The 512-nt window shown below is 67.2% G+C and carries 1 protein-coding gene; it reads right to left on the reverse strand.

Annotated elements, in window-relative coordinates; translation table 11 throughout:
• Window positions 1-203 precede the first annotated feature (203 nt).
• The coding region (gene merB / locus DSP71_RS18395; protein ID WP_258546543.1) for an organomercurial lyase at window positions 204-512 on the reverse strand (309 nt) is incomplete at its 5' end.

Raw genomic sequence — 512 nt, forward strand, 5'->3', positions numbered from 1 at the left:
GTGCGGCACCGCCCGTGATCACCCACGGGTTGCGGAGGAGGGTGCCGATCCCTGTGATCGTGCCTCCGACGACGAGAAGTGGAAGGAGGGCGCAGCAGCCGACCACGAGCAGTGCGGCGACGGCCCCAAGGAGCAGGCCACGGCCGCCTCGCTGGTCGTCCTGGTTGGGAGGCATTGGTGTTCTGTCCTCTCGTGGTGCCGTCTCAGCAGCAGGTCTCGGGACCGCAGCAGCTTCCAGACAGTTCGTCGGCACCGGTCCGGGGGCGCTCGAGCATCTCGGTGATCAGGGTGCTGCCAACCTCGAAGGCATCGGCGACCGTGAGGATTTGGGCCATCGGGTGTTCCGTGAGCCATCCGGCGGCGTCCTCGCGGGAAGCGAAGTAGTGGACCTGGTTGCAGAACGAGGAGCGAATCGAGTGCATGGCCTCGGGGCTGACCAAGGACACCACCGCGGTCGCCGGTTCCACGCTAGTGACACCGGCGGTCGAGTCGACGGTGACGCGGATCGTGTC

The organism is Microbacterium sp. H6, from assembly GCF_003314775.1.
Lineage (GTDB): Bacteria > Actinomycetota > Actinomycetes > Actinomycetales > Microbacteriaceae > Microbacterium > Microbacterium oxydans.